This window comes from Paraburkholderia sp. J67 (genome assembly GCF_905220265.1).
Taxonomy (GTDB): Bacteria; Pseudomonadota; Gammaproteobacteria; order Burkholderiales; family Burkholderiaceae; genus Paraburkholderia.
In genome coordinates, this window is record NZ_CAJMZK010000031.1 from 80,098 (window position 1) to 99,178 (window position 19,081).

Annotated in this window: 17 protein-coding genes and 1 pseudogene; 7 read left to right on the forward strand and 11 right to left on the reverse strand. The window is 68.2% G+C overall.

The genetic code is table 11. The features are described from left to right. Window positions 1–277: 277 nt before the first annotated feature. The 10 genes and pseudogenes from U5782_RS34995 to U5782_RS35040 all read right to left on the reverse strand — a co-directional run bounded on the left by U5782_RS34995 (window position 278) and on the right by U5782_RS35040 (window position 10,961). Window positions 278–571, reverse strand: coding sequence for a hypothetical protein (locus U5782_RS34995; RefSeq protein ID WP_322048450.1), 294 nt, complete (start codon window positions 569–571; stop codon window positions 278–280). 8 nt (window positions 572–579) lie between these two features. Continuing rightward, on the reverse strand, window positions 580–1,095 hold the full coding sequence (locus tag U5782_RS35000) for a hotdog family protein (protein WP_322048420.1): 516 nt from the start codon (window positions 1,093–1,095) through the stop codon (window positions 580–582). Further along, window positions 1,092–1,922, reverse strand: coding sequence for a beta-ketoacyl synthase chain length factor (locus tag U5782_RS35005; RefSeq protein ID WP_322048421.1), 831 nt, complete (start codon window positions 1,920–1,922; stop codon window positions 1,092–1,094). Before U5782_RS35005 ends, U5782_RS35000 begins: the two co-directional genes overlap by 4 nt. Next, on the reverse strand, window positions 1,919–3,148 hold the full coding sequence (locus U5782_RS35010) for a beta-ketoacyl-[acyl-carrier-protein] synthase family protein (protein ID WP_322048422.1): 1,230 nt from the start codon (window positions 3,146–3,148) through the stop codon (window positions 1,919–1,921). Before U5782_RS35010 ends, U5782_RS35005 begins: the two co-directional genes overlap by 4 nt. Before the next feature lie 51 nt (window positions 3,149–3,199). Next, the gene (locus U5782_RS35015; RefSeq protein ID WP_322048423.1) at window positions 3,200–4,111 is read right to left on the reverse strand and encodes a polysaccharide deacetylase family protein; all 912 of its coding nucleotides are present in this window, start codon (window positions 4,109–4,111) and stop codon (window positions 3,200–3,202) included. After that, window positions 4,108–6,588, reverse strand: coding sequence for an MMPL family transporter (locus U5782_RS35020; protein WP_322048424.1), 2,481 nt, complete (start codon window positions 6,586–6,588; stop codon window positions 4,108–4,110). The genes U5782_RS35015 and U5782_RS35020 overlap by 4 nt, the downstream gene beginning before the upstream one ends. 41 nt (window positions 6,589–6,629) lie before the next feature. After that, window positions 6,630–7,289 carry an outer membrane lipoprotein carrier protein LolA gene (locus tag U5782_RS35025; protein ID WP_322048425.1) on the reverse strand — a complete coding sequence of 220 codons (660 nt, stop codon included), beginning with the start codon at window positions 7,287–7,289 and terminating at the stop codon, window positions 6,630–6,632. Window positions 7,290–7,513: 224 nt separating this feature from the next. After that, window positions 7,514–8,425, reverse strand: a pseudogene (locus tag U5782_RS35030) (acyl-CoA synthetase); the annotation flags it as partial. After that, on the reverse strand, window positions 8,422–10,206 hold the full coding sequence (locus U5782_RS35035; protein ID WP_322048427.1) for an AMP-binding protein: 1,785 nt from the start codon (window positions 10,204–10,206) through the stop codon (window positions 8,422–8,424). The pseudogene U5782_RS35030 and the gene U5782_RS35035, both read right to left, overlap by 4 nt. 53 nt (window positions 10,207–10,259) lie before the next feature. After that, a complete protein-coding gene (locus U5782_RS35040; protein WP_322048428.1) occupies window positions 10,260–10,961 on the reverse strand; it encodes a hypothetical protein in 702 nt (233 codons plus the stop codon). Window positions 10,962–11,520: 559 nt separating this feature from the next. On the opposite strand from U5782_RS35040, the gene U5782_RS35045 reads away from it, so the two are divergent. The 4 genes from U5782_RS35045 to U5782_RS35060 all read left to right on the forward strand — a co-directional run bounded on the left by U5782_RS35045 (window position 11,521) and on the right by U5782_RS35060 (window position 14,754). Next, window positions 11,521–11,781 (forward strand): phosphopantetheine-binding protein, encoded by a 261-nt coding sequence (locus tag U5782_RS35045; protein ID WP_322048429.1) that lies wholly within the window; start codon window positions 11,521–11,523, stop codon window positions 11,779–11,781. A gap of 52 nt (window positions 11,782–11,833) precedes the next feature. Then, window positions 11,834–12,550 carry a 3-oxoacyl-ACP reductase FabG gene (fabG, locus tag U5782_RS35050; protein WP_322048451.1) on the forward strand — a complete coding sequence of 239 codons (717 nt, stop codon included), beginning with the start codon at window positions 11,834–11,836 and terminating at the stop codon, window positions 12,548–12,550. 46 nt (window positions 12,551–12,596) lie between these two features. After that, window positions 12,597–13,871 carry an endoribonuclease L-PSP gene (locus U5782_RS35055; RefSeq protein ID WP_322048430.1) on the forward strand — a complete coding sequence of 425 codons (1,275 nt, stop codon included), beginning with the start codon at window positions 12,597–12,599 and terminating at the stop codon, window positions 13,869–13,871. A 118-nt stretch (window positions 13,872–13,989) separates the two neighbouring features. Continuing rightward, window positions 13,990–14,754, forward strand: coding sequence for a glycosyltransferase family 2 protein (locus U5782_RS35060; RefSeq protein ID WP_322048431.1), 765 nt, complete (start codon window positions 13,990–13,992; stop codon window positions 14,752–14,754). A 5-nt stretch (window positions 14,755–14,759) separates the two neighbouring features. Here the strand turns inward: U5782_RS35060 and cobA are convergent, their stop codons facing one another. Beyond that, the gene (cobA, locus tag U5782_RS35065; RefSeq protein ID WP_322048432.1) at window positions 14,760–15,533 is read right to left on the reverse strand and encodes a uroporphyrinogen-III C-methyltransferase; all 774 of its coding nucleotides are present in this window, start codon (window positions 15,531–15,533) and stop codon (window positions 14,760–14,762) included. Window positions 15,534–15,758: 225 nt separating this feature from the next. On the opposite strand from cobA, the gene U5782_RS35070 reads away from it, so the two are divergent. The 3 genes from U5782_RS35070 (at window position 15,759) to nirD (ending at window position 19,062) form a co-directional block, all read left to right on the forward strand. Beyond that, window positions 15,759–15,977: a hypothetical protein gene (locus tag U5782_RS35070; protein ID WP_322048433.1), complete on the forward strand. Its 219-nt coding sequence runs from the start codon at window positions 15,759–15,761 to the stop codon at window positions 15,975–15,977. Between the two features lie 122 nt (window positions 15,978–16,099). Beyond that, the gene (gene nirB, locus U5782_RS35075; protein ID WP_322048452.1) at window positions 16,100–18,688 is read left to right on the forward strand and encodes a nitrite reductase large subunit NirB; all 2,589 of its coding nucleotides are present in this window, start codon (window positions 16,100–16,102) and stop codon (window positions 18,686–18,688) included. 26 nt (window positions 18,689–18,714) lie between these two features. Beyond that, window positions 18,715–19,062, forward strand: coding sequence for a nitrite reductase small subunit NirD (gene nirD / locus U5782_RS35080; protein ID WP_322048434.1), 348 nt, complete (start codon window positions 18,715–18,717; stop codon window positions 19,060–19,062). The last annotated feature ends 19 nt before the right edge of the window (window positions 19,063–19,081 follow it).

Below are 19,081 nucleotides of genomic sequence, written 5' to 3' on the forward strand. Positions count from 1 at the left end.
GTCTGCTAAGGGCGGGGAGCCGGACGGCAGGAAAAATATGAGCCCGGCACGGGCTCGAAAACCCGTATTTTGCCTTGTTGCGGGCAAGAGACGGGCAAATTGGCCGTTCGAGGGAGGGATTCGGGCCGGAAAACCCGCGAAATGGCGGGTGTGGCGGCGCGATTGGCGGCGCAAACCGGTATTGAGGCGGGTGTCGCGGCGGTTTTCAGGCGGGGCGGGCCGCCGCGACTTCAAGGGTGCTTGCTCATGCAGCCATCACGCATCCATCAAGCATCAATTACGCATCGTCGCGACGCGTTTCCTCTTTCGAGCCGTCCTTGTGGAACACGCGTTTGGTCGTGCGCTTGGTGGCCTCCCAGCCTTCGCGCGACGTGTGCGCGATGCCGTGGCCCACGGTCCTCGCCGCATTCGCGGTGGCATGGCCGAAGTCGCGTGCGGCCTCGCCGGTCTTGTGGGCCGCCTCTTTCGAGTCGTGCTTGATGTCCTCTTTCACTTCATGCAGGTCGGCGTGCGCCGCCGTGCTGACGAGGCCGAGCAGTAGCGCGGCCAGGATGAACGGACGATTTTTCATTGTGCTTTTCATGGTGCTTCTCCCTTGTTTGTGGCTGGGGCGCCGCTGCCGGGCAGCAGCGCCGAGGCGTCGAGCATCACCGCGGCGCGGCCCGACAGCAGCAGTTGCGCGTCGCAGCGCACCGTGAAGGCGTAGAGGACGCTGTTGCCGTCGCCGCTCAGGCGCTCGGCTTCGATCGTGAGGGGCGCGGCGAAGATGTCGAGGCGCGCAACGTGGGCTTCGACACTGCGCACGCTGGCGAGAAAGCCCACGCGCGGGCCCGCGTTGTCCCCGTCGTTCGCGCCAACGAGCGCCCCATGCACGGCCATCGCCTGCGCCGCGTATTCGATGCCGCAGGCCGAACCCAGGCGCCCGCGCGCGCGCAGCGGATTGTGCGGATCGCGATGGCTCGTCGCCGTGCAGCGGATGCGCGTGTCGTCCCAGGCTTCGACGCCGTCGAGCAGGCACATCGCGCCGCTATGTGGAATGTGCGCGGCGATCCAGGCGTGGTCGAGCGGCGTGGTGGGCAGCAGCGCGGCGCTCATGACGTGCGCTCCGTGGGCGTGTCGCCAAAGCTCAGGTCGATGCGCACGCGCGTCTCCGGCAGATAGTCGATCACCACGCTCGCCGCGCGGCGCGCCGCAATCGCTTCGAGCAGCGGCAGCGCGCGCGCCGCCGGATTGCTCGCGCGCAGCGCTTCGAGTTCGGGCGCAGCGAGTGTCGTGGCCGGGGCGTCGGTGAGCTTCGCCTCGATGTGTGCGAGGCCATGCGGCGGCGTGCCGTCCGCGGCCAGCGGGGCGAGCACGAGCGCCACGCCGAACGCATCGGCGATCGGGCGCACCGTGTGCAGCGGCTCAGGGTATTCCGTGTCGTAGGCGACAAGCAGGCTCGGCACGCCGTCCACGGCGACCTGGCAGAGGCTTTCCAGCAGCCCCGCCGCGAAGCTGCCGTCGTACGCGCAGAGCACGTTCGAGGTCGCTCGCGCGCGCGCCGCGATGCTCCAGTAGCCCGCGGGCGCGTTGTGCACGGAGTTGTGAAAGCGCGTGGGCGAGAGCTGGCGGTCGTCGCCCGCGAGCATCTCGCAGATCGCGTGGCAATTCTGGCCGTCGCCGCCCGAGGCCGCGAACACGGACGCGAGCGTGGTGGCGTCGCGTCCGCTCGCCGCCACGGCTTCATGGCCTACGGCCAGCGCGGTGCGCACGACCGGCCCGGTGCGGCGGCGCTCGGCCGAAGGCAGCGCGGCGGGCGGCGGCAGCACGGTGCGCTCGCTCACGTAGGGCGCATGGCCCGCGAGGATGTCGGCGGCGTGCGGCCAGTCGGGCAGGCCGGGGCCGATCAGGCCGATGCTTTCGATGCAGGCGTTCAGTTTCATCGCGGGTTCGTCTGAATCGGCAGGGTGGAGGAGGCGCGCCCGAATACGAGGCTGCAATTGGTGCCGCCGAAGCCGAACGAGTTGCTCAGCACGGCGCGCAGGTCGGCGTCGCGGCTTTGCAGCACGTAGTTCGCGCCTAGCGCGGGGTCGGGCTGCGTCGTGTTCACGCCGGCAGGAATGAAGCGCTCGCGCAGCGCCAGCGCGGCGACCACGGCCTCCAGCGCCCCCGCCGCGCCGAGCGTGTGGCCCGTCGCCCCTTTGGTCGAACTGCAGGGCGTGGTGTCGAACAGCGCGGCCACGGCGCGGCTTTCGGCGGCGTCGTTGCTGGGCGTTGCGGTGCCGTGCAGGTTGATATAGCCGATCTCGTGCGGCGCGAGCCCAGCCGTGGCGAGCGCCTGCTCGATGGCCGCGCGCGCGCCCAGTCCTTCCGGATGCGGCGACGACATATGGTGCGCGTCGCTCGATTCGCCCACGCCGAGCAGCAGCACGGCATTGTCGTCGATTGGCTGGCCTTGCGCGGGCGGGCGTTCGAGCAGCGCGAAGGCCGCCGCCTCGCCGATCGAGATGCCGTCGCGCGCCACGTCGAACGGGCGGCACGGCTGGCGCGAGACCAGTTCGAGCGAGTTGAAGCCGTACAGCGTCGTGAGGCACAGCGAATCGACGCCGCCCACCACCGCCGCGTCGATCAAGCCCGCTTCGATCATGCGCCGCGCTGAGCCGAACACCTTGGCCCCCGACGAGCACGCCGACGAAATCGAAGTAGCCGGTCCGCGCAGCGCGCAGTAGGCGCGCACGAAGGCGGCCACGGAATAGGGGTTGTGGGTTTGCGCGTAATGGAAGCCGGGCGCGAGCGCGCCGCTTTGCGGGTCGCGCTGGCGATAGGCCTGCTCGGTTTCGAGGATGCCGCTCGTGCTGGTGCCGATGAAAACACCCACGCGATCCGCGCCATAACGCGCCGCCGCTGCCGCGATGCGCGCGGCGAAGCCGTCCTGTTCGAGGCCGAGCTGGGCGAGGCGGTTGTTGCGGCAGTCGTACGCTTCGAGACCGGGGCGCATCGTGACCGCGTCCACGCCGTTGACCTTGCCGATCCAGGTGTCGAGTTCGGCGCGCTCGAAATCGCATGGCGCGAGGCCGCTCTGCTGGCCGCGCAGGGCAGCCAGGGTCGCGTCGAGACCGTGCCCGAGGCAACTGGTGGCGGTGTAGTGCGAGAGCAGAAGTGGGTTCACGAAAGTCGGTTAGCCAAGGAAGTGCGGGGGCGCATGCTGATGCGTCGTTATCTATCGAATTTTATCAAACGGGGTGGCGTCGAACGCTTTCTGGACGGGGCTTGCGGCGCTTTTCAGCGGGCTTTCAACGAGCGCGTCGCGCAGCGTCGTCCAGCGCAATTGCGCACGCGCGGCGGCGCGTAGCAGGTCGGGCAGCACGTCCAGCACCACGGGTTGCCCACTCGCGCTGTGCGCCGCATGGCCGTCGTGAACCAGCAGAATGTCGCGCGGCGCGAGACCGTGCAGCAGGCGCTGCGTAACCTTGCTCGCCTCGCGCTCGCGCGTGTCGAAGCCGCGCCGCGTCCAGCTAGCCAGATGCAGGCCCAGATCGCAGAGCACCGGTTCGAGGAACGGATTGCGCAGGCCCGCGGGCGCGCGGAAGAAGAGCGGGCGCTGGCCGCTGATATCGGTGAGCGTGCGCTGGGCGGTTTCGATCTCGCGCCGCAGCGCGCCCGGTCCAGAGAGCGAAAAGGTATGACGATGCCGCTGGCTGTGATTCTCGACGGCATGGCCGCGCGCGATCATCGCCTCGACCAGTTGCGGATACTGTCGCGCCAGATCGCCGATGCAGAAGAAGGTCGCCCGCGCGCCGTGTTCGTCGAGCAGGTCGAGCACGCGCGGCGTGACTTCCGGGTCCGGGCCGTCGTCGATGGTCAGGGCGAGGCAATTGTCGGTGGCGGCTTCGGGCAGCTTGGGCAAGCGTGTCCAGTTCGGGCCGAGCAGGGCGCTTTTCGGCCAGAGCCCGGCCGCCGTCAACACGAGATGCGAGGCGATGACGCCGCCCGTCGCCCACGGCCACGTCGCGGGCTGGGCGAGCATGGCCGCCGCCGCGCCGACATGCAGCGCGGCTGTGCCCGTGATCAGCGGCGTGGGCTTCCAGCGGCGCGGCCCCAAGGGGATCTGCGCAGGCATCGGGGCGTTCATGCGCGTTTCTCCTCGCGGGCGTTCAGGCGCTTGCCCAACGAAGGCACCGGCACAGTCCGTGCGGCCTGCGGCGCGAGAATCGCCGCGAAGGCGAGCGCGAGCATCGCGCCCGGCCCGACCGTCAGGCCGAAGGTTTCCAGCAGCGGCACATGCGAAAGCGCGAGCAGGCCGAAGCCCGCGACGGTCGCGAGATTGGCGACCAGCAGCGAGACGAGCGTATTGGGCGCGATGGACGCGCGCGGGCCGCTGTCGCGCTTGCAGAAGAACAGCGCATAGTTCGAGCCCACCGCGACGATCAGCAGCATCCCCACCAGGTGCAGGATCGTGAGCGGCACGCCCGCGAGCGCGAAGCCCGCCGCCACCACCAGCACGGCGGCGACGAGCGGCGCGAGCGCGCGCGCGGCCCGCAGCGGCGAGCGCAGCGCCACGGCCAGCAGCACGGCGATCGCGACGAACCCCGCGAGCGACAGGCGGATGTCCTCGCGCACGTAGTCCACGTAGAGGCGGTTGGCCTCGGTTTTCAGGTCGACGAAGAGCGCGCCGGGCACGCCTGCACGGGCGACGGCGGCGCGGATCGGCGCGGCGTCCAGGCTCGACGTGTTCGCGGCTTGGGCTGCGTTCGCCGACGCGTCGGGCGCGCGCAGCGCGAGCATCGCATTCCAGCCGCCCGCGCGCGGCGTGAGCAGCGCGTCGACGGCCAGCGCCATCGAGGTACCACGCAGATCGGCGCGCGTGATCGGCGCGGCCTGGCGTGCTGCCGCGACATCGGCGAGGAAAGGTGCAAATGCGTCGGGCTTGAGCGCGATGGGTTGATCGGCGAGGGCGCCTTGCAGACGGGCGGCGAGCGTGGCGGCGTCGGGCAGGCTCGCAAGGCGCGCGCGCTGCGCGGCTTCGCTCGGCAGATAGCGCGCCGGGCTTTCGAAACCGGCGAGCACGCCGCGATCGACGAGCGGCTGCAACTGCGCGCCGATCTTCTCCGCGCCTTCGAGCGCAGCCTGTTCATTGGCGGCGGGAATCTCCACCAGATAGCGCACGTCGGGCGCGCCCACATCGGCGCGCAGGCGTGCATCGAGTGCCTGGCTTGCCGCCGGAACCGGGCTCAGCGCGGCCAGTTCGTGGCTCCAGAGATCGTCGCGATGGACCGCCAGCACCGCCACCGCGCCCAGCGCCAGCGCCGCGAGCGGCCAGCGCAGGCGCGGCGCGGCCTGCGCGGCGCGCGCGAGCCAGGCGCCGATTCGCGAGACATCGCGCATCGCCACTGCGCCGCCTTGCAGGCGCGGCAGCACGAAGCGCGTGACGAGCGCCGCCGTCACGAGGCCCGCGATCGAATAGGCGCCCAGTTGCACGAGGCCCGGAAAGCCCGAGAACAACATCGACGCGAAACCGCACACGGAGGTCAGCACGCCCAGGCGGATCGTCGGCCAGTAAGCGGCGACCCAGGCGCGCAGGGTGTCGTCCTTGCGCGCGCCCACTGGCGCTTGCGCGGACTGCACGAACAGATAGATCGAGTAATCGACGGCCTCGCCGATCAGCGTCGTGCCAAAGCCGAGCGTGAGCCCCTGCACCGTGCCGAACACGAGACTCACTGCCGCGATCCCCGCGGTCACGCCCGAGAGCACGGGCAACAGACCGAGCGCGAGCGTGCGCGGCGAACGATAGAGCGTGAGCAGCAGCGCGACGATCAGCACGAGACTGAGCACCGAGATGCGCTCGACGTCATGGCGGATCGCGTCGCGCGTCTGCACCGAAAACACGCCGGGGCCGCTCAGTTCGAGATGGCAACCGGAGGCGGCGGGCAACGCGCGCTGGATGGCGTCGATGGCGCGGGCCTGGGCGTCGGTGTCCGAACCGGCCGCGGCGGTCTGCGCGACCAGTACGGCGCGCGTGCCGTCGCGCGAAGCCCAGACGCCGTCCTGGCTTGCGGGCTGCGCGCTGCTGTCGAGCTGGCCGACGAGCGCGGCGACTTCGCCGGTCGGGTCGTGCGGCAGCAGGTCCTTGGCGACGAGTCCCGCCGACGAACTGAGCAGGTCGAGGCTCTCGCCGAGCGCCGCGTGCAGGCCCGCCGCCGTGAAGCGTTGCGGCGTGACGGCGGGGCTCAGCGCGTAGCGGTGCGCGAACACGAATTGCTGGTCGCGCGTGTCGTTCACGGCCTCGCCGTTGTGGACCGCCGCGAATTGCGGATCGGCGCGCAGGGTGGCCGCGATGGTGCGCGAGACTTGCGCGCGCGTGGCCGGATCGCCGCCTTCGATGCCGACGAGGATGAGCCGCGAAACCATGCCGTCGCGCAGTTGATCGACGAGTACGCGCTGGCTGGCGCTGGGCGCGCTCGGCAGGAAGGCGGAAAGGTCGGTGCTGAAGTGCGCGCGGGCAATCGCGCCTGCGCAGGCGAGCAGGAAGAGCAGCCAGACGAGCACGGCGCGCCGCTGGAGCGCGTGCAGCGCGCGGGCGAGTGAGCTTGGCCTGTGGGGGGGGTTCATGCGGATCAGTGGGATCAGGCGCAGCGTGGTGCGAACGGCGCTCAGTTCGCGGCCGACGCCGCGAGCGGACGCAGACGCATCAACGAATGATCGCCGCCGGCCTGCTGGATCGCCACGCTGCGCAGTGCGTCGCGCGTGCCTTCGAGCGTGATCGAGCTGACCGTCTTGAGCATCTGCGCATTACGTGGCGTGAGCGTGAGCGTCCAGTCGTCGCCGCTGCCGCTGAGCGCGACCTGGTAAGTCTGCTCCAGCGCGGGACGATTGCCCGTGAGCGTCGCGCGGATGCTCTCGATGAACGCGCCCAGTTCCGGGTAACGCGCGAGCGCGAGCGTGTACTTGTGGTTGTTGCGCTCGACGGTGAGCATGTCGCCGTCCACGACCAGATGCTCGGGCTTCGGGCTGAGCGTGTTCTTTTCCAGATGATCGGGCGCGACGAACGACAGTTCGCCCGACGATTCGATGGGCTGCGTCGCAATCGACAGGTACTTCGTTTCCGTGAACGTGGCGCGGCCCGCCTTGTGTTGCGCGAGCGTGGACATGAGGCGATCGAGCGTCCAGTTACCGCTGGCGGACGAGCTGGCAGCGGAGTTGGCAGATGAGTCGGCGCGCGCGACGCCTGCGCTCATCAGCAAACACACGGCGAGCGCGGGCACGAGCGCGCGCGACAGGCGATCAAGGCAAGCGAGGCGAAGGGCGCTCATGCGTCGGAGGTCTCCCGGGCGGCGAGGTTCGCAGTTGCCGTGCCGTTTTGGCGGCGCGCGTGGGTACGCGGCGGTGTTTGCGTGCGGGCCGGATTGGACGAACTCACGCTATGGGCGCTATTGGCCGCGAACGCATTCTGCGCAAGCCGGGCGGCCAGCGCCGCGCTCTTCGGCTTGGCTTGCGCCGCCGGTGCGGGCTGCGCGCCGTGCTGCACTTGCGGCTTCTGCGCCGTCTGCCAGAAGTCGAAGTAGTTAAACCAGTTATAGGGCGCCGAGCGGCAATAGCGGTCCAGCAGTTTCACGTAGCGCACCATCGCGGCGTCGATGGCGGCCTGGCGCGCTTCGCGCGGCGTGTGGGTGAAATCGGCGAGCGTTTCGAAATGCACGTCGTAGCGGTTGCCGCCGCGATAGAGCCCGGTCATGAAGATCACCGGGCGCTTGAGCATGGCGGCCATGTAGAGCGGCCCGAGCGGAAACGCGGCGGGCTCGCCGAGAAAGGCCATGCGGCGCAGCGCGGCGGTGTCGTCGGCGAGCAGCGTGCGGTCGGCGAGCATGCCCACCATGCAGTTCTCGTCGAGCCGCTCGTTCACGCGCAGCATCGAATCCACCTGGCCGAGGCCGATCACCTCGGGCTGAGCGGCGGGATTGACGGCGGCGAGCGTCGCGTTGATCTTGCGCGCGTTCTCCTCGAACATCGTCACGACCACGCGCAGGTCGGGATGCGTGCGGCCCAACGCGCGCACCACCTCGAAGCTGCCCAGGTGCGCGCCCATCAGGAACGCGCCGCGCCCGCCCGCGAGCGCCTCATCGACCAGCTTGTGGCCTTGCGGGCGGATGTCGAACAGGTCGAAGCGCTCGTTCATCAGATAGATGCGGTCGTGGATCGTGACCGCGAAGGTGAAGACGTGGCGGTAGAGGTCGATCCAGTTCGCGGGGCGGCCGAGCACGCGGCGCAGATAGTCGCGCGACGCGGCTCGCGCGCGCGGCGAAAACAGCACGAAGTAGGTGGCGATGAGATGCACGAGCCCCCGTGCGGCGCGGCGGCCGAAGCGCAGTGACAGCCAGGTCATGGCGCGCAGCAGGAGCGCGCTGCCGCGTTCCTGGCGCTGGGCCCAGTCGGTGCGTTTCGTCGTCATGGCTGCGGCCCCTCCTGCGGTTGTGCTGCAACGGGTGCGCAGAGCGTTCCGCTCGCCACGTCGCGTGCGCCCGCGCGCACGGTGAAGCGGATCGCGCCGCTGGCCTGGGTGTCGAAGGCGAGATCGAGCGTGTCGCCGGGCAGCGCCGGGCTCAGGAACTTGGCCGCGCTCAGACGCCAGCTGTCGAACGGTCGCTCGAGCGCTGCGCCGATCGCATCGATGGCGTGGTCGAGCAGCACGACGCCCGGCACGATCGGATGGCCGGGGAAGTGGCCCGGCAGCGCGGGGTGATCGGCGGGAATGGTGAACGTGAGGGCAGCGCGCGTGAGGGTTGCCTGCGCGGCCTGGGGCTCCTTGGGCTCTGCGCTCACCGCGCCGCGCGTATGCTGCGCGACCAGCGCCGCGAGCACGTCGTGCGGTAGCTTGCCGGTCTCGTTGCGCGGCAGCGAGTCGACGAACACGAGCGGGCGCGGCATGAACGCCGCGTCGATGCGCTCGCGCAGCGCGCGTTGCAGGCCGGCGGCGTCGAGCGTCGGCGCCACCACCAGCGCGACGAGGCGTGTGACCGGCGCCATGCCGTCGCTCGCCGCCTGTGCGGTCTCGTCGGGCATGAAGAACACGCCGTCGGTCACGCCGTCGATCGCGTTGAGCTGATGGTTCAGATACGCGAGCGAGGTGCGCTTGCCCGCGATATTGATGAGGTCCGCCTTGCGGCCGTGCAGCAGGAAATGGTGCACGTCGAGCAGTTCGAGCGCATCGCCCATCGGCATCGGCTGTTCCACGTGACCGCCCGAGACCCACATGGTCGGGCCTTCGTCGTTCGCGGCGTGGTCGCTGGCGCGCGCTTCGATGCGAATCTCGTCGAACAGCGCCCACGTCGCGCCCTGCGCCGTGCGGCGCGTGGCGATCTGGCCGGTCTCGGTGCTGCCGTAGATCTCGACGAGCGGCGCATGCAGGCGCGCTTCGGCCTCGCCGGCGAGTTTTTCGGCGAGCGGCGCCGTGGCGCTCAGCACGAGCGCGGCTTCGGGCAGGTCCGCGTCGCTGGCGAGGAGCGCACGCAGATGGATCGGCGAGGTCACGAGTACGCGCGGCTGCGGCACGGCGGCCAGTTCGGCACGGATATCCTCGGGATAGAAGGGCTGGCGGTTGCTGAACGCGAGACCGCCGATCAGCGCGAGCAGCACGGTCGACTCGAAGCCGTACATGTGCTGCGCGGGCACCGTGCCGATCAGCGTGGGCGCAGCGCCCTCGGTTGCGCTCAGCCCGAGACGCGCCGCGGCCGCCTGCACATTGGCGACGAGAAAGCCCCAGGTCTTGCGGTGCGGCACCGGCGCGCCCGTCGAGCCGGACGTGAACACGTAGGCCATGATGCGCGCGGCGTCGATCTGCGGCACCTCGAAGGCGGCGTCGTCATCGGCTGCTTCGGCCGCATCGGGCGCTTCAGCGGCTTCGGGATAGCGAAAACGCGGCAGGTCGATCGCGCAGTCGGGCGTGTCGTGCAGGCAGAATGCGTCGGGCGCGAACGAGGCGAGCTGGCGCACCATCTCCGGCGTGTGCGTGGACGGCAGCAGGCTGATGCGGCCCGTGACGAGCGCCGCGCACAGGCTCACCGCGAAGCGGTAGCGGTCGCGGCAGACGTTGAACACATGGCCGCCCGGCGGCAGCACGGCCGCGACCCGCGCGACCTCGGCGAGGAACGCGCGCACCGTGACCGGCGAGCCATCGCGCCAGGCGATGACCTGACGGGGCGAAGAGTGAAAGACCAGCGGACGAGTCGGCATAAATCAGTTGATACGAAAACAAGGGCCGGCGCAGCGGCGCGCCAGCCGTCTATTCATGGCGTAGGGCGCGCGTGCGGCTTCAGCGGCGTGGATGCCGATGAAGCCTCCGACGAAGCCCGATAAGCGCGCACCGCTTCCAGCATCCCCGCCTGCGGCTCGCCGGGCAGCGCGAAACGCCGGCACGCATGCTCGGCGACAAACATCGCGCCCACCAGCGGCAGCGCCAGATAATTCGCGAAGGTCGCCCAGTCGACGATCGGCGCGAACGCGAACATCAGCGTCGATATCACCGCAATCGCGACAAAAAACACGGTCCACGCCAGCGTGATCTGCCGCGTGTAACGCGCCACGGCAGGCGGGAGCGCACCCGCGCCCGGGCCTTGCATCATCGTCGCGAACTGGGTGCACAGCGGCACATGACCCTGCGCCAGCGTGCGACCGAACAGCAGCGCCATGCCCAGATTGAAGCTCGCGTGTTCGAGGTACAGGCCCCATTCGAAATGCTGAGCAAGCGGCGTGCGCGCTAGCCAAAGCGCCGCGGCGGCAAGCGCCCAGAGCGGCAGGAACCACGCGCGGCGCGGCGAGCGCGCGGCGGCGCCCAGCGCGATCAGCAGCGGCGGCACCAGCGCCATCGTCAGACCCAGGCCATGCGCGCCGGGCGTGGCGACGGCGTGATGCGCCGCCACCTGATAAGCGACCACGAGCGCGACGGCCAGCATCGTGCGCACAACGCCGGACACACGCGTCGCCGTCATCGTCCTTCTCCAGCGCGCCTGGCCACGCGGATTGCGTGGCTGCCTGAGGCGCGGCGAGGTTGGAAGGGCGGGCGCAGCATGGTCGATTTCGGGTCCTTAACGTTGGTGCGGGTTGGCGCGGCGGAGCGGTTTCAGATCGCTTTCGAGATAGCGGGCTGGGTCACAAAGCGTCTTATGTCATATGAATTACGGGCCCTGAATTCAGGGCAGGCGTATTTTAAGATGTCGGCGCGGCTTCCTCGGTAAGCCTTCTGGCCGGTTTGTAACCGTTTGTATGACATCGCGCACACGCGGGCGGCGAGGCGAATGCGGTACGGCCAATACCGCGCAAGCGCGGCGTGCGTTTGCGTCCCGAAATGCGCCCGGCGCGTGCCCGACCCTCTGTAACCTTTCGGAAGGCCTCCCCGTATACGCCCTGATACCCATCGTCTAGAATCCGCGTAACTTTTACCAAACGAACCCTAAAATCAGGGAGGCAGGCGGGGGGCTGGTCCGGAAGCCGGCAGACGGCCATTGGCTGCGCGCCGCTGCGCTACCCCGCACCCCTGACCGCACGCACATGAACCCACTGGAACACGAGCTCGCCACGTTGATCGTCGGCGAACTGAATCTCGAAGACGTTTCGCTCGACGACGTGAGCGCCGAGACCCCGCTCTATGGCGAAGGCTTCGGGCTCGACTCCATCGACATTCTGGAAATCGCGCTGCTGATCTCGAAGAAGTACGGCTTCGAGCTGCGTTCGGACAATCCGGATAACGAAAAAATCTTTGCGACGCTGGGCGCATTGGCTGCCTACGTCGAAGCGCATCGTACGCGCTGAGCGCGACGGCAGCAGCAAGCAAGGGGGAGCGCAGATGAACAGCAACACGCCGATGCGAGCGCTCGTGACCGGCGGCAGCGGGGCGCTCGGCCAGGCCATCTGCGCCGTGCTGGCGCAAGCGGGCCATGAGGTCTGGGTGCACGCGAACCGGCGTCTGGACGAAGCGCAGGCCGTGGCGCAGCGGCTCGTCGATGCGGGCGGCCGGGCGCACGCGATCGCCTTCGACGTCACCGACGCCGACGCCACCGAGGCCGCGCTCGCGCGCCTGATCGAAGACGCGCCGGTGCAGATCCTCGTCAACAACGCGGGCGTGCACGACGACGCGCCGCTCGCGGGCATGACGCGCGAGCAGTGGCGTCGCGTGATTGACGTCTCGCTCAACGGTTTCTTCAACGTGACGCAGCCGCTGTTGCTGCCGATGATCCGCACACGGCGCGGACGCATCGTCAATATCGCCTCGCTCGCGGGCGTGATGGGCAATCGCGGCCAGGTCAATTACTCGGCGGCGAAGGCCGGTTTGATCGGCGCGACCAAGGCGCTCTCGCTCGAAGTGGCCTCGCGCGGCATCACCGTGAACGCGATCGCGCCCGGCATCATCGCCTCGCCGATGGCGCAGGACGCCTTTCCCGCCGAGCGCATCAAGCAGCTCGTGCCCGCGCAACGCGCCGGCCGGCCCGAGGAAGTGGCCGGCATGGTCGCCTATCTCGTGTCCGACGCCGCTGCGTACGTGACCGGGCAAGTTCTTTCGATCAACGGCGGGCTCGCGTAAGCGCGCCTGCGTTGTGGTCCGTTGACGGCTTCCTGAGGTAATTCGAGTGTCTGTGCAAACTGTCGACGCCGGCTGGCGTTCGCAATCGATGACGTCTGCGCCCGTGGCGCCGCATGGCCACGCGCTGCAAAGCGCACTGCGGCTCGTGCAGATCGATCGTGCGCGTCTTGCCGCTTTGCTGGGTAGCGCGTCCGGTGAAGACGGCGCGGCCGCAGCCTTCGACCAGGCGTTTCCAGGCGCAATGGGTGCCGTCTGCATGGGCGCGGCGGCGCACGAGCCAGTACTGGCTGACACAGTGCCCGACTTGCCGCTCGCGCCGGTTCACATGACGCAACTCGTTCCTCAGCGCGCCACCGCTGAATGGCAGAACAGCCCCAGCGCGGCGCACGAGGCATCGTGTTACGAAATCTGGCAATGCGCCGCGGACGATCTGCGCAGCGTGCGGCGCGGCGCGTTGCATTACCGCTATAGCGAAGCGGCCGGGCTCGTATTCGGCAGCATCGTGCTCAACGAAGCCGATTTCGTCGTCCAGCCCGCAGCGCAAGCCCCTATGGAAGCGCCGCTCGAACGCGCGACCGAAGCGGCCTATCGCATGTTGTTCGATCTGCTCGATGCGCTGGACATGCCGCATCCGCTGCGTATCTGGAACACGGTGCCCGCGATCAACGTCGAGCAGCATGGCGTCGAGCGCTATCGTCAGTTCAATGCGGGTCGCCAGCACGCCTTCGAAGCGTGCCGCCGCGCGCTCACCGGCAGCGTGCCGGCGGCATGCGCGCTCGGCTCGGTCGGGCCGCTATCGGCCGAGGGCGTGCCGGGCGAACCGCTCGCGGTGTATTTCCTCGCGAGCCGCACGCCAGCCGACGCCATCGAGAACCCGCGCCAGGTGAGCGCGTTCGATTACCCGGCGCAATACGGCGCGCGTGCCCCGACGTTCGCGCGCGCGGCCGCGTGGTCCGGCGCGCCGGGGGCAGAGTTGGCGCCGGTGCTATTCATTTCGGGCACCGCGAGTATTGTCGGGCACCGCACCGTGCACCCCGGCGACGTGCTGGCGCAAACGCGCGAGACGCTCGCGAATCTCGCAGCGGTGCTGGACCAGGCCGCGCGGCAAGGCCACGGGCCGTTCGCGCTGGTGGATCTCGCGTTCAAGGTCTATGTGCGCGACGGCGCCGATACGGCCGCGCTCGCCGCCATCGACAAGCTGCTGCGCGAGGCCGCAGGCCCGCACGTGCAGCCGCTCTACCTGCACGCGGATGTGTGCCGCTCGGACCTGCTGATCGAGATCGAGGCGAGCGCAGGTCATGAGATGGCGAGCCTTGCCTGAAGCGCGCTTTTGCATCGCTTACGCCGCACGCGCACACGATGTCGAAAGGACATGTGCAGGGTCGTCGGCGAGTCATAAAATTTTGTCAGTATCCCGTTCCATGCAATCGGCCCCAGCCATGTCCACGCCTACCGCTTCCTCGACCCATCTCGTCCTGATCCCGAGCTACAACCCCGGCACCAAGGTCGATGAAACCGTGCGCGCGGCGCGTGCGCAATGGAACCCCGTCTGGGTGGTGGTGGACGGCAGCACGGACGGCAGCGCCCAACGCCTGCAAGCGATGGCCGCGGACGATCCCGGTCTGCATGTGATCGTGCTGCCCGCCAATCGCGGCAAGGGCGGCGCGGTGCTGGCGGGCATGGAGGCCGCGGCGGCGCGCGGCTATACCCACGTGCTGACGATGGACTCGGACGGCCAGCATCCGGCCGATCTGATCCCGCGCTTCATGGCCGCATCGCAGGCCAGCCCCGACGCAATGGTGCTGGGGCGGCCCAAGTTCGACGCCAGCGCGCCGCAACTGCGCGTGCAAGGCCGCCGCGTGTCGAACTTCTTCGCCGACTTCGAAACGCTATGGGCCGGTATCGGCGATTCGTTGTACGGCTTCCGCGTTTATCCGATCGCGCCGCTCGTGACCATCATGCGGCGTCAGGCGTGGATGCGCCGCTTCGACTTCGATCCCGAAGCCGCCGTGCGCCTGTGCTGGGCCGGCGTGCGGCCGATCAGCATCGAAGCGCCCGTGCGTTACTTCGGCGCGCACGAGGGCGGTGTCTCGCACTTCAACTACGCGCGCGACAACCTGTTGCTGTCGTGGATGCATCTGCGGCTCGTGGCCGGATTCGGCGTGCGGCTGCCGTGTCTGGTGGCGAAGCGCGTGCTGCGCTAACCGGCTCACGCGCGGCGCAATACCGGCAAGGTCGTTGCGTGCGCATCGAATGCGGCGAGCGACACCGCTTCGCCGATCGCATCGCCCACGAGAATGATCGCCGGACTGCCCAGGCCTGCTGCGTGCGCCCGTTCCGCGATCGTGCCTAGCGTGCCCAACACGCGGCGCTCTTGCGCGGTGCCCGCCCATTGCACGACCGCTGCGGGTGTCTGCGCCGAAAGCGACTGCGCGAGCGTCGCGCACAGCCCTTCGATGCGGCTCATCCCCATATAGATCGCCAGCGTCATGCGCGTGGCCGCGAGCGCCTGCCAATCCGGCTCGCTATGGTCGCGCAGATGCGCCGTCACGAAGATCACGCCCTGGCAGTGATCGCGATGCGTGAGCGAGACGCCCAGACCCGCCGCCGCCGCGAACGCCGACGACACCCCATTGACGATCTCGAATGGCACGCCCGCGCGCTGCAAGGCGGCCAGTTCCTCGCCCGCGCGACCGAACAGCAGCGCATCGCCCCCTTTGACGCGCACCACGTCGTGCCCCTTGCGCGCGTAGCGCACCATGAGCCGCTCGATGAAGGCCTGCGGTGTCGAGCGGCAGCCGCCACGCTTGCCGACGCGGATGATGCGCGCCTGCGGCGCGAGCGTCGCGATCTCGGGATTGACGAGATCGTCGAGCAGCACGATCTGCGCGCGCGCGAGTGCCTTCGCGGCTTTCAGCGTGAGCAGGTCGAGGTCGCCCGGACCCGCGCTCAATAAGGTGACCTTGCCCGTTGCCTGGTTCATGTTTCTTCCTCGGATTGCCTGCGCGTCTGCGCACTATCTTGCGCTTCAAATACAAACGGCGTCCGCTCGTCTTGATTGACGAGGGGACGCCGTTGTCCGTTGCTCAATTCGTTCTACCGCTTTTCCCGGCATCGTTGCCGGATGCGTTGTGCAACGCAAGTTCCAGACCAACGCATATCGCTACGTGTACGCACGCTTGACTCGCACCGAAAGCGCACAGCCAGCGTGCTGCACGGCACCAAATCTGTGCTGGCCTGCATCGTCGTGTATCAGCGCCGTGTTCATGCCCCAGTCCGCTGCGATGCGCGCAAACGCTTTGTGCACAGGCATTTCGACGATTTCAGCGCGCATTGGCACAGCGTTTGCATAGTGATCCCCGAACACGGATCAATGGCGATCCAACTGCATCGCAGCACGCAGCGCAATTCGTTTGAAACCGATTGAAACTCAGGACAACGGCGTCCCCTGAATCTGGCTCCTCGCGAGCGGGATTTGCGGGACGCCTTTTTTATTTCTCTCTAGCAGGGTGCACAGGCATGACGCAATCTACGCTCGCAACGGACGCACTGAACGTCGTCGTCATCGGTCACGGCATGGTGGGCCACAAGTTTCTGGAGAGCGTGCTGGCCGACACCGCGCAATCTCCACGCGCGGTGCGCATCACGGTGCTCTGCGAAGAGCCGCGCCCCGCGTACGACCGCGTGCATCTCTCCGAATTCTTCGCGGGCAAGAGCGCCGACGATCTCTCGCTCGTGAGCCCCGGCTTTTTCGAACGCGACGACGTGCGCGAGCGCGTGCGCCTCGTGCTCGACGCGAAAGCCGTGTCGATCGACCGCGCCGCGCGCACGGTTAGCGTGTCGAACGGCGAAACGCTTTCCTATGACAAGCTCGTGATCGCCACGGGATCGTCGCCATTCGTGCCGCCGATCGCAGGCAACGATCGTTCGGATTGCTTCGTATATCGCACCATCGAAGATCTCGAAGCGATGCGCGCACGCGGCGCGAGTGCGAAAACCGGCGTGGTGGTGGGCGGCGGCCTGCTGGGGCTCGAATGCGCGAAGGCGCTGCGCGACCTCGGGCTCGACACGCATGTGGTCGAATTCGCGCCGCGCCTGATGACGGTGCAGGTGGACGAGGACGGCGGCCGCATGCTGCGCGGCAAGATCGAGGCGCTGGGCGTGAGCGTGCATACGCAGAAAAACACCACCTCGATCGTCGATGGCGAAAGCGCTGCGAACCGCATGGTGTTCGCCGACGGCACGCATCTGGAAGCCGACATGATCGTGTTCTCGGCGGGCATTCGTCCGCGCGACGAAATCGCGCGCGCCTGTGGACTCGAAATCGGCCCGCGCGGCGGCATCGTGATCGACGCTGCCTGCCGCACGAGCGACGCCGACATCTACGCAATCGGCGAATGTGCGCTCTGGCAAGGGCAGATTTTCGGCCTCGTGGCCCCCGGCTACGACATGGCGCGCCTCGTGGCGAAGACGCTCGCGGGAGAGGCCGCGCAGGACTTCGCCGGCGCGGACATGAGCACGAAGCTCAAGCTGATGGGCGTGGACGTGGCGAGCATCGGCGACGCGCACGGCAAGACGCCGGGCAGCCGCTCGTATCGTTTCGCCGACGAACGCCGCGAGGTCTACAAGAAGATCGTGGTGTCCGAATGCGGCAAGAAACTGCTGGGCGCGGTGATGGTGGGCGACGCCAGCGAATACGGCACGCTGCTGCAAATGATGCTCAACGGCATCGAGCTGCCCGAGTCCCCTGAATTCCTGATCCTGCCGCAAGCGGACGGCAAGGCCAAGCCCGCGCTCGGCGTGGAGGCATTGCCCGACGGCGCGCAGATCTGTTCGTGCAATAACGTTTCGAAGGCGCAGATCTGCGCGGCGGTGCGCGACGGCGCGACCAGCATCGGCGCGATGAAGGCGGCCACCTGTGCGGGCGCGTCGTGCGGCGGCTGCGTGCCGCTCGTCACCCAGGTCATGAAGTCGGAGATGAAGCGTCAGGGCGTGGCCGTCAACAACCACCTCTGCGAGCACTTTGCGTTTTCGCGCCAGGAGCTTTATCACCTCGTGCGCGTCGAGCAGATCAAGACGTTTGGCGCGCTGCTTGCCAAACATGGTCACGGTCTGGGCTGCGATATCTGCAAGCCCGCCGTGGCCGGCATTCTGGCGTCGTGCTGGAACGAGTTCGTGCTCAAGAAAGAGCACGCCAGCCTGCAGGATTCGAACGACTACTACCTCGCCAATATCCAGCGCGACGGCACCTATTCGGTCGTGCCACGCATGGCGGGCGGCGAGGTGACGCCCGAAGGGCTGATCGCCGTGGGCATGGTCGCGAAGAAGTACGGGCTCTATACCAAGATCACCGGCGGCCAGCGCGTGGACCTGTTCGGCGCGCGCGTCGAACAGTTGCCGTTCATCTGGGAAGAGCTGATCGATGCGGGCTTCGAATCGGGGCACGCTTATGGCAAGGCGCTGCGTACCGTGAAGTCGTGCGTGGGCTCGACGTGGTGCCGCTTTGGCGTGGGCGATTCCGTGGGTCTCGCGATCGCGCTGGAGAACCGCTACAAGGGCTTGCGCGCGCCGCACAAGATCAAGTTTGGCGTCTCGGGCTGCACGCGTGAATGCGCCGAGGCGCAGGGCAAGGACGTGGGCGTGATCGCCACGGAAAAAGGCTGGAATCTCTATGTCTGCGGCAACGGCGGCATGAAGCCGCGCCACGCGGAACTGCTTGCGGCCGATCTCGACCGCGCCACGCTGGAGCGCTATATCGACCGCTTCCTGATGTTCTACGTGCGCACCGCTGACCGCCTGCAACGCACCAGTGTATGGCGCGACAACCTCGAAGGCGGCCTCGATTATCTGATCGACGTGATCGTGAACGACAAACTCGGCATTGGTGCGGAACTCGAAGCGGAGATGCAACTCGTGGTGGACACCTACGAATGCGAGTGGAAGAAAGCCGTGACCGATCCGCAGACGCGTCGCCGTTTCCGTCACTTCGTCAATAGCGACGAAGGCGATCAGCACGTTGCGTTTGTTGAGGAGCGCGGGCAGATTCGCCCGGCCACGCTCGAGGAGCGCCAGCAGATTCCCGTGCGCGCGCAGCATGCGGCGCTGGCGGAGATTCCCGTCGTTGTCGAAGCAGTCTGAAGCTATCTATTCAAGAGGAATCCAAAATGAGTCATGTTTCGCTTGATCCCAGCTGGGTGTCGGTCTGCAAGCTCGACGATATCGTGCCGAATACGGGCGTTTGCGCGCTCGTGAACGGCGAGCAGATCGCCGTGTTCCATATCGACGACGGCGCGGCGCGCGTGTTCGCCATCGGCAATTACGATCCCAATTCGCAGGCTGCGGTGCTTTCGCGCGGTCTCGTGGGCAGTCTGGGCGAGCGCATTGTCGTGGCGTCGCCCATCTACAAGCATCATTTCGATCTCTCGACGGGCGAGTGCCTCGAAGAGCCGCGCAGCTCGGTGAATGCGTTCGCCGCGCGCGTGGAGAACGGCCAGGTCTGGGTGGCGGCCTGAAGACAGAACGGCATCCACG